Origin of the sequence: Pseudomonas sp. CM27 (assembly GCF_013179515.1) — a bacterium.
Classification (GTDB): Bacteria; Pseudomonadota; Gammaproteobacteria; order Pseudomonadales; family Pseudomonadaceae; genus Aquipseudomonas.
The window spans coordinates 1-8,417 of record NZ_JABMCN010000259.1 but is presented as its reverse complement, the minus strand read 5'-3'; the positions used below and the strand labels follow the sequence as shown (position 1 = coordinate 8,417).

Here is an 8,417-nt window from a genome sequence, read left to right as displayed (position 1 = left end):
ACGGCATGAGCCAGTACTCGCGTAACGAACGCAATGCCAACTCGGGTATCGTTGTCGGCATCGACCCCGAACGCGACTACCCGGGCGGCCCACTGGCCGGCATCGAACTGCAGGAGCGCCTGGAGGCACACGCCTACGTGATGGGTGGCAGCAACTACCAGGCGCCAGCGCAGCTGGTGGGTGACTTCGTCGCCGGCCGCGCTTCGACAGCGCTGGGCAGTGTCGAGCCGTCCTACAAACCGGGTGTGACCCTGGGTGACCTGGCGCCAAGCCTGCCGGACTTCGCCATCGAGGCTATCCGTGAGGCGCTGCCAGCCTTCGACCGGCAGATCAAGGGCTACAACCTGCATGACGCAGTGTTGACCGGGATCGAGACGCGTACTTCCTCGCCGCTGCGGATTACCCGTGGGGAGGATTTCCAGAGCCTGAACCTCAGGGGGCTGTTCCCGGCAGGAGAAGGGGCCGGGTATGCGGGCGGTATCCTGTCGGCAGGTGTCGACGGGATTCGCATTGCAGAGGCGGTGGCGCGGGATATGCTCGCCCTGTAATTTCGAATGCCTGTACGGGCCCCTTCGCGGGTGAACCCGCTCCCACAGGATTTTCCACATGGCTGAATCATGTGGGGTACTTGTGGGAGCGGGTTCACCCGCGAAGGGGCCGTACAAACCTCAGAGAATTCCGCCACACCAGTCTGACTTCCCCTCCACCCTTCCCCTCAATATGCATCTAGGCTTGCACCAGGCTTGGCAGTAACCCCATATAACAAAAACGAATATAGTTTTTAATTCAAAGCATATCGCCACAGACCAGGGTGTACGCCCGTTCCATTCGTAAACTGCTCATGGAGAGCCCATAGCCCGTGCGTAGCCTGTTTACCCGTTTCTTCCAGCTCGAAGCCGCCAGCGGCGTGCTGCTGATCGTCGCCGCCATTCTGGCCCTGGTCATGAACAACTCGCCGCTTTCCTACCTGTACAGCGGCCTGCTGGACATCCCCGTCGCCGTCCAGGTTGGCGCGCTGAACATCGCCAAGCCGTTGCTGCTGTGGATCAACGACGGTCTGATGGCCCTGTTCTTCCTGCTTATCGGCCTGGAGGTCAAGCGCGAGGTGGTCGACGGCCAGCTGTCAAAGCCGTCCCAGGTAATTCTGCCTGCTACCGCCGCCGTCGGCGGCATGGTAGTACCCGCATTGCTCTACTGGTTCATCAACCGCGACAACCCGGCTGCCGTGACGGGCTGGGCGATCCCCACTGCTACCGACATTGCCTTTGCCCTGGGCGTTCTGGCCTTGTTGGGCAGGCGCGTTCCGGCGTCACTGAAGCTGTTCCTGATGACCCTGGCGATCATCGACGACCTGGGTGCGATTATTGTCATCGCCCTGTTCTACTCAGGCACCCTGTCAAGCTTGTCGCTGATGCTCGCGGCCGGCTGCCTGGTCACGCTGGTCGCGATGAACCGGCTTGGGGTGTTCAAATTAGGGCCGTACATGGTCGTTGGCCTGATCCTGTGGGTGTGCGTGCTCAAGAGTGGCGTGCATGCCACCCTGGCCGGAGTCACCCTGGCCTTTTGCATCCCGCTGCGTACCCGCAATGCAGAAGCTTCGCCCCTGCTGGCCCTCGAGCATGCGCTGCACCCTTGGGTGGCCTACGCGATTCTGCCGCTGTTCGCGTTTGCCAATGCCGGGGTTTCACTGGCTGGCATGACCATCGACAGCTTCACCCACCCAGTGCCGATGGGTATCGCGATTGGCCTGCTGCTGGGCAAGACCGTAGGTGTTTTCGGCCTGACCTGGCTAGCGGTCAAACTCGGCATCGCCGCTTTGCCGGCAGGTGCCCGCTGGGGGCAAATGTTTGGCGTCGCAATCCTGTGCGGGATTGGTTTTACCATGAGCCTGTTCGTGGGCTCACTCGCCTTCGAGCCCGGCAGTAGCGAGTTCGCAGGCATGGACCGCATGGGCATTCTCACCGGTTCGTTCCTCGCCGCAGTGCTTGGCTATACCATCACTGCCATGGCCAGCCGCAAACCCGCCATCCACTGATACACCCGCAGCATGAAAAAACCCCGACTGGCGAGCAGCCATGTCGGGGTTTTCTGTAGTTGCGGTACGGTCAGTGCGAGACGCGACTGGTACCGTCGACGGTCATGATGCGCACGCGGTCGCCAACGCGGAAAATCTCGTTCTCTTGCACAGCCTGCACGTAGGCACGCATGCTGCCGTCGTCTTCACGCACGGTGATCTCGACACCCTGGGTGCGAGTCAGCCCTTCTTCGGCGGCGGAACCTGCCAGGCCACCGGCCACGGCGCCGATCACAGCGGCAACGATGCTGCCACGGCCACCGCCCACGGCGCTGCCGGCAACACCACCGACGATGGCACCCGCACCACCGCCGATCGGGGTCTTGGTGCCCTCGATCTTGACCGGGCGCAGGGATTCGATGGTGCCCATACGCACGGTTTGCACGCGGCGGGCCTCGTCACGGGAGTAGCTATCGCCGGTCAGGCTCGAGGCACAGCCCCCCAGCAGCAGCGACATGGTGGTGAAGGTTGCCACCAGCAAAGCGGATGTACGCATGGGTAAAATCTCCATAAGTCAGGTGCTTATTAGACGCTGCACGTTGACCGCTGTCACGGTACAAACGTAATAAAATTGTTTTCATTCAGCCGGGGTACAGCCGCTGCGGCTGTGCCAAGCGCCATTCAAGTGAGACCAAGGATAGCCATGGATTACTTCATCATCGTGGTCACAACCGCTGCAGGGCTGTATTTCCACGGCTGGTTGTACCTGCGCATTCGCCGCTGGATGGACCGCGACCTGGCATTGTCGCTGGCGGGGGCAGACCCGGGCAAACGCGCCTATATGCTGCAACGATTGCAGCAGGCGCGGACGCAGAAGGTGGGGCGCAAGCAGTTGGCGGGATGGTTGCAGCGGGAGGCGAAGGGTTATTCGCGCTAGCCTGGTGGGTTTGCGGGGACTGCAAGGCAGCCCCCAGGATATCAGGGTGCCAGCCGCTCCCGCAGCCATTGCCCGTCGACCAGCCGATAGTTCAACCGGTCATGCAGGCGGCTTGAACGCCCCTGCCAGAACTCGATGCGCTCCGGCAGCAAACGGTAGCCACCCCAGTGTTCAGGGCAATGCGGCTGGGTGTCAGAGAAGCGCGCCTCGGTGGCCTTGACCAGGCCCTCAAGCTCCTCACGACCGGCAATCACCCGGCTTTGCGGCGAAGCCCAGGCCCCCAGGCGGCTGCCGAGCGGGCGCACCTGGTAGTAGTCGTCCGACTCCTTGGCCGTGACCTTTTCCACCCGCCCTTCAATACGTACCTGGCGCTCCAGCGCCGGCCAGAAGAAGGTCATGGCAGCGAAAGGGTTGGCCTGTAGCTGCTGGCCCTTGGCACTGTCGTAGTTGGTAAAGAAGGTGAAACCCCGCTCATCGAGCCCCTTCAGCAGCAACACGCGGCAGTGCGGGCGACCGTCACCATCGACCGTGGCAATGGTCATGGCGTTGGCTTCCACCGGCGCCTGCTCGGTTTTCACCGCATCGGCAAACCACTGGTGGAACAAGGTGAATGGCTCGCCCGGCGCCTGGGCTTCAGCCAGGCCATCACGGGTGTAGTCGCGGCGCATATCGGCCAGGGATTGGGTCATTGCTGCGTTCCTTGACGATCAATTGGTCTTCGCAGGGCTGTTGGAAGCTACTTTCTTGTCCGCGGTAGCTTTCTTGGCGACCGGTTTGGCCGGCGCGGCTTTCTTCTTGGCGGTGGCTTTTACCGGGGCCTTGGCCTTGGCTGCCGGTTTTTTCGCCGCAGGTTTGGCTGCAGGCTTGCTGTCAGCGACCTTGGCTGCAGGTGCCTTGGCATCCTGCACCGCCACCATCGAGGCCGGGGTCGGTGCCGGGGTAGCCTGCTGATATTTGGCCAGCAATGCGACCATGGTGTTCTGCGGCGTCAGCAGCATTTCCACGCGGCGGTTCAGGGCACGGCCCTCGGCGCTGTCGTTGGCGGCGCGCGGCATGACCGAACCCATGCCCTTGAGCGTCAGGCGGTCACGTTGCAAGCCACTGAGGCGGAAGATGGCCGACACCGAAGCGGCGCGCTCCAGGCTGAGCTTCTGGTTGGCAGCGGCAGCACCACTGGTGTCGGCATGGCCCAGCACCAGCACGGCGGTCTTGGGGTCGCCTTCAACCGTTTTGGCCACGCGGGTGATGGGGCCGAGGGTCATGGGCAGCAGCATGTTCGGGCGGTCAGGGTTGTACGCGCTGTCCACCGGGATGGTGACGGCCAGCACGTTGTCGCGGCGCTCCAGCTCCAGCTTGCTGTCCTTGATCGCTTCACGCAGCTTGGGCTCGTACTCGTCCAGCCAGGCCTGGGTGGCCTTCTGGTCGATCTTCGGCACGACTGGCCCCTTGGCCTGCTTGTCGTCACCCCCAAACGGCCACCACCAGCGGCTAGCACTCTCGGACTTGGCGTCGGCCTTGGCGACGTTTTCGCTGACGGCTTGCTTCACTTCCTGCTCGGCAACCTTGTCCGAACCAAAGGGCCACCAGCTCGAGCCACTGGTCTTGGAGCCGTCCGGGGAGTGGCTGGCACAGCCGGTGACGGCGGTCAGGCACAGGGCGAGTGCTAAGGTTTTATGTGAAGACATCAGCGATACACCATGAAATAGAAAGAAAATTTGCCCACACACTTCAGGCGTTGGCAATGAGGATAGTCAAAGGGGTGGGGCAATACCCGCGTTACCCGATCAAAGGCAACTGGCAAGGACACGTACCAGTTTCTGGGCTCGTGGGTCCATGAGCACATAAGGGCCGAGGGTATTGACCACGAAACCGAAGGCCACATCGTGCTCCGGGTCGGCGAACCCGACCGACCCACCGGCGCCGGGGTGGCCGAAGGCGCGGGCGCCGAGGCCGAAGGTGGCATTGGCCACATCCGGCTGGTCGAGCATGCAGCCCAGGCCGAAACGGGTCTGGGTGAGCAAGGTGCGGTCCTGGCCGAGGCTGTGCTCGCGGGTCAATTCGTCGAGCAGTTCGGATTCGAGCAGGCTGCCGTCCAGCAGACCGGCATAAAAGCCCGCCAGGCTACGTGCATTGCCATGGCCGTTGGCCGCCGGCTGCTGCATGCGTCGCCATTCCGGCTTGTTGGTACTGGTGAGGATCGCCGGCGGGTTGGTGAACGCACGGGTCGAAAGTGCCTCGGGTTCACGCATGGTCACCTGCAACAGGCGCTGTGCTGCAGCATCGCCAGGGTTGCCTTTGCCGCGGGCGATATGCGCCACGCGGTGGAACTCCTCATCCGCCAGGCCTACATGGAAGTCCAGCCCCAACGGGCGCGCGGTGCGGGCCACGATCGAGTCGCCGGGGCCGCGGCCGTCGGCACGGCGAATCAGCTCGCCGATCAACCAGCCATAGGTGATGGCGGCATAGCCATGTTCGCTACCGGGCGTCCACCATGGAGTTTCCGCAGCCAGGGCATCGACCATGGTCTGCCAGTCATACAGCGCTTCGGCCGGCAACAGTTCACGGATGGCCGGCAAGCCGGCACGGTGACTGAGCAGGTGGCGCAGGGTAATCGACTGTTTACCACCCTGGGCGAACTCGGGCCAGTAATTGGCAACCGGGGCATCGAGACCCAGCTTGCCCTCGCCCACCAACTGCAAGGCGGTAACGGCGGTGAAGGTCTTGGTACAGGAGAACAGGTTGGCGATGGTATCGCTGTGCCAGGCCTGCTGGCCATCCTTGTCGGCACTGCCAGCCCACAGGTCGACGACCGTCTCGCCCCCCACCTGAATGCACAGCGCGGCGCCACGCTCCTGGGGATCATCGAACAGCGCGGCGAACGCTTCGCGCACGGCTTCGAACTTCAGCTCATAGTGACCCTGGATCTGCACCCGCTGTTCTCCGTACGACCATATCCAAAAGGGTGTGCATTGTTTCAGTAGTTTGGCGTTTTGCAAACTGGCTTGGGCTGGGTGGTCGCGATGAACGGTATTCATCGCAACACCAGGCCGCTCATGCACAGACCGCAGCAGCCCGTGCTACGGGGCTGGCTTTTCCAGTTGGGCGCGGAGCTCGGCCAAAGCCTGCAGGTTGCTCTTGCGCACGGCATCGACGAACCCCGGGTACGGCACATCGGTGATCGCCACCAGCCCGAGGTGCCCGTTCTCACCATCGAGCAAGCGGCCACTGGCCGGCTGGTCGAGGTACTGGAACCAGTGCGCGCCGACGATCATCGGCTGCGCCATGGCCGCTTTGAGGAAATTGCCATAGGCCGGGCCACGGTCTTCTTCCCGCGCCACTTCCAGCGGCCCCGGCCAGAACGGCCCGCGATCACGCGAACCAAACTGGAACTCCGATACCAGCACCGGTTTGTCCAGCTCGGCCAGGCGGGCGAAGTCGTAGCCGTCCTGCGGCTTGAGGGTATAGAAGTTGAAGCTGAGCACATCACAGAACTCGGCGCAGGCGTTGACCGCCTCCGGCGTGCTGACGGCGTAGCGGCCACCGAGCAGCAGGTGATTGGGGGCGTGCCAGCGCAGCGAATCGGCAATGGTGCGGAAGTAGGTTTCGGCGAACACTTGCTGGAAGTGCTGATAGTCACGTTCGATTTCCGGGTGCTCTGCGCTGGGCAGCGGCGCCTCGAAGCCTGGGTCTTCCATCAGCTCCCAGGCAGCCAGCTCGATGCCCCAGGCCTTGGACAGGCCTTCCTGGTTGCGGTATTTGTCGCGCAACTGCTTGAGGAACGCGCGCTTGGCCGGCACATCGGTAGTCAAGCGCAAGGTGCCGTAGGCCAGACCATATCGGGCCTTGGGGTCACTGCCGGGGGCGGCCCAGGCCAACTCGTTGTCGGCGAAGTAGCCCACCAGCCAGGGGTCGTCCCGGTGATCGCGGGCAGCAATGGCCACGGCGCGTTCGGTGGCCATGGCAAAGCGCGGGTCGAACGGGTCGGGCATGCGGCCCCACCAGTCCATGCCGGTACTGATGCTGGCGTAATCACCCACGATCGCCAACGGCAGGGTGTACGGCATGCGCCTGGCCTGGGCAAGGCCGGGTTCACTCCAGTTGCCGACCGTATTGAAACCCCAGGCCTGCAGGCGGTCGAGTGCGTGCCCCTGCCAGCGGGCAGCATCCAGCACCAGCGGCGGGCAGTTGGCCGGCTGCCCTTCTGCTGCGGGCGGGCAGGGTTTGCCATAGGTGCGCTGGACATTGGCGGCATAGAAATCGAACCAGCGCCCCTTTTTGAAATTGCGCCCTTGCGAAGAGGCATTGCCATCGTCGTTGTTGCCTTCGCCATAGAACGCGGCCAGTTCGTCGCCCTCGGCAGGCAACCCTTTGAACATGCCCTCACGCCCGGCGATATAGGTGCGACCGCCATCGGCAGCTACTGCGTTGACCCCCAGGGAATAGAACGGGTGGCCGTCCGGCGTTACCAGGTACCAGCGGCCATCACGCTTTTCGGTGCGGAAGAAGCCCTTGGACTCGAATGCCGGCCCGGCCAGCAGCCCGCCGTAAGCGTCCAGCTGCTGCTTGCCACGCTCTGCCAGCCAGCCTTTGAGTTGTTGCTGCTCACGCGCACCGGTCGCCTTCAGCTGTTCGTCATTGGCGACCTTTTCCGGCCATTGGGCGCGGGTGGACTGGCCGTAGGCATCGATCAGCTCATGGTAAGCCGCCTGGTAGGCCTGGTCGTCATCCTGAATGCCAACCCGTTCGATCAGCAGGTTTTGCGCTGCCTTGGGGTTGGGGATACTGAGGCTGACCGAAGCCACCTGCTTGAGGTCGAGCGCACCGACGCTGCTGGTCAGCAGCAGGCGCTGGCCGCCATGGTTCCATGGCATCGGCGGGCCGGCACGCATGCCCTGGCTCAACGGCGAGCTGGCTGTCAGCGGCACCATCACGGTCTGGGCAGGGCCCGCCGGCAAGTCGATGCGGCTGGTCAATGTACGACCATCGCTGCCTTGCACCGTGACATCCACGGTCAGCGCCCAGTCCATGGCACTTTGCAGGCGCAAGGTGAGAAACTGCCCGGCGGACCAGTCCCACACGCCGGCTTGGGGGCTCAGGCGCAGGGTCGGCCGCTCGGCCGGGTTGAACACCACACGGCGCAATACCTCGCCTTCGGCCGTCTGTTCCGCGTTGTACTGCGGCATGCCGGCATCCTCGGTGACCACGTTGACCACCGAGGCCGGGCGCACGAAGCTGAACAGCGTCTGCTGCCCGGCCAGCAACGGCGAGCTGAACAACAGGGCAAAAACGGCGGGCAGGGTGCGACGGACCATAAGGCTGTGGCTCTCCTTCAGGGCCGTCATGGCCCAGGGCTGAGTAGTGGACAACGCGCCGGAGCAAGTGCTCCGACGGTCAGGAAATCTCCCGCCGGAACGGCGGCAGCGCATTGAGAATAGCCTTGCCGTAGCGTTGGGTGACCAGGCGCCG

General features: G+C 63.6%; 9 protein-coding genes. 3 read left to right on the top strand and 6 right to left on the bottom strand.

Annotated elements, in window-relative coordinates; all coding sequences use genetic code 11:
- Together HP547_RS24590 and nhaA are read left to right on the top strand one after the other, a co-directional pair.
- The coding region (locus tag HP547_RS24590; RefSeq protein ID WP_372242922.1) for an NAD(P)/FAD-dependent oxidoreductase at nt 1–548 on the top strand (548 nt) is incomplete at its 5' end.
- A 311-nt stretch (nt 549–859) separates the two neighbouring features.
- On the top strand, nt 860–2,035 hold the full coding sequence (nhaA, locus tag HP547_RS24585; protein WP_172287971.1) for a Na+/H+ antiporter NhaA: 1,176 nt from the start codon (nt 860–862) through the stop codon (nt 2,033–2,035).
- A gap of 70 nt (nt 2,036–2,105) precedes the next feature.
- On the opposite strand, the gene HP547_RS24580 is transcribed toward nhaA, so the two are convergent.
- Nucleotides 2,106–2,570: a glycine zipper 2TM domain-containing protein gene (locus HP547_RS24580; protein WP_172228548.1), complete on the bottom strand. Its 465-nt coding sequence runs from the start codon at nt 2,568–2,570 to the stop codon at nt 2,106–2,108.
- A gap of 147 nt (nt 2,571–2,717) precedes the next feature.
- Between HP547_RS24580 and HP547_RS24575 the strand changes: the two genes are divergently transcribed.
- Nucleotides 2,718–2,951 (top strand): hypothetical protein, encoded by a 234-nt coding sequence (locus HP547_RS24575; protein ID WP_172228546.1) that lies wholly within the window; start codon nt 2,718–2,720, stop codon nt 2,949–2,951.
- Between the two features lie 41 nt (nt 2,952–2,992).
- Here the strand turns inward: HP547_RS24575 and pdxH are convergent, their stop codons facing one another.
- From pdxH to HP547_RS30015, 5 genes are all read right to left on the bottom strand, one after another.
- The gene (gene pdxH / locus HP547_RS24570) at nt 2,993–3,640 is read right to left on the bottom strand and encodes a pyridoxamine 5'-phosphate oxidase (protein ID WP_172287969.1); all 648 of its coding nucleotides are present in this window, start codon (nt 3,638–3,640) and stop codon (nt 2,993–2,995) included.
- 18 nt (nt 3,641–3,658) lie between these two features.
- The gene (locus HP547_RS24565; protein WP_172287965.1) at nt 3,659–4,636 is read right to left on the bottom strand and encodes an OmpA family protein; all 978 of its coding nucleotides are present in this window, start codon (nt 4,634–4,636) and stop codon (nt 3,659–3,661) included.
- 99 nt (nt 4,637–4,735) lie between these two features.
- On the bottom strand, nt 4,736–5,881 hold the full coding sequence (locus HP547_RS24560; protein WP_172228540.1) for a serine hydrolase domain-containing protein: 1,146 nt from the start codon (nt 5,879–5,881) through the stop codon (nt 4,736–4,738).
- 147 nt (nt 5,882–6,028) lie between these two features.
- Entirely contained in the window at nt 6,029–8,263 is a 2,235-nt protein-coding gene (locus HP547_RS24555) for a beta-galactosidase (RefSeq protein ID WP_172287962.1), read from the bottom strand.
- Between the two features lie 79 nt (nt 8,264–8,342).
- The coding region (locus tag HP547_RS30015) for a hypothetical protein (RefSeq protein WP_372242923.1) at nt 8,343–8,417 on the bottom strand (75 nt) is incomplete at its 5' end.

Bases quoted from the DNA above. Each gene is read 5' to 3' on its own strand.
- HP547_RS24580 (WP_172228548.1), bottom strand. From the start codon at position 2,570: ATGCGTACATCCGCTTTGCTGGTGGCAACCTTCACCACCATGTCGCTG.
- HP547_RS24575 (WP_172228546.1), top strand. From the start codon at position 2,718: ATGGATTACTTCATCATCGTGGTCACAACCGCTGCAGGGCTGTATTTC.
- pdxH (WP_172287969.1), bottom strand. From the start codon at position 3,640: ATGACCCAATCCCTGGCCGATATGCGCCGCGACTACACCCGTGATGGC.
- HP547_RS24565 (WP_172287965.1), bottom strand. From the start codon at position 4,636: ATGTCTTCACATAAAACCTTAGCACTCGCCCTGTGCCTGACCGCCGTC.
- HP547_RS24555 (WP_172287962.1), bottom strand. From the start codon at position 8,263: ATGGTCCGTCGCACCCTGCCCGCCGTTTTTGCCCTGTTGTTCAGCTCG.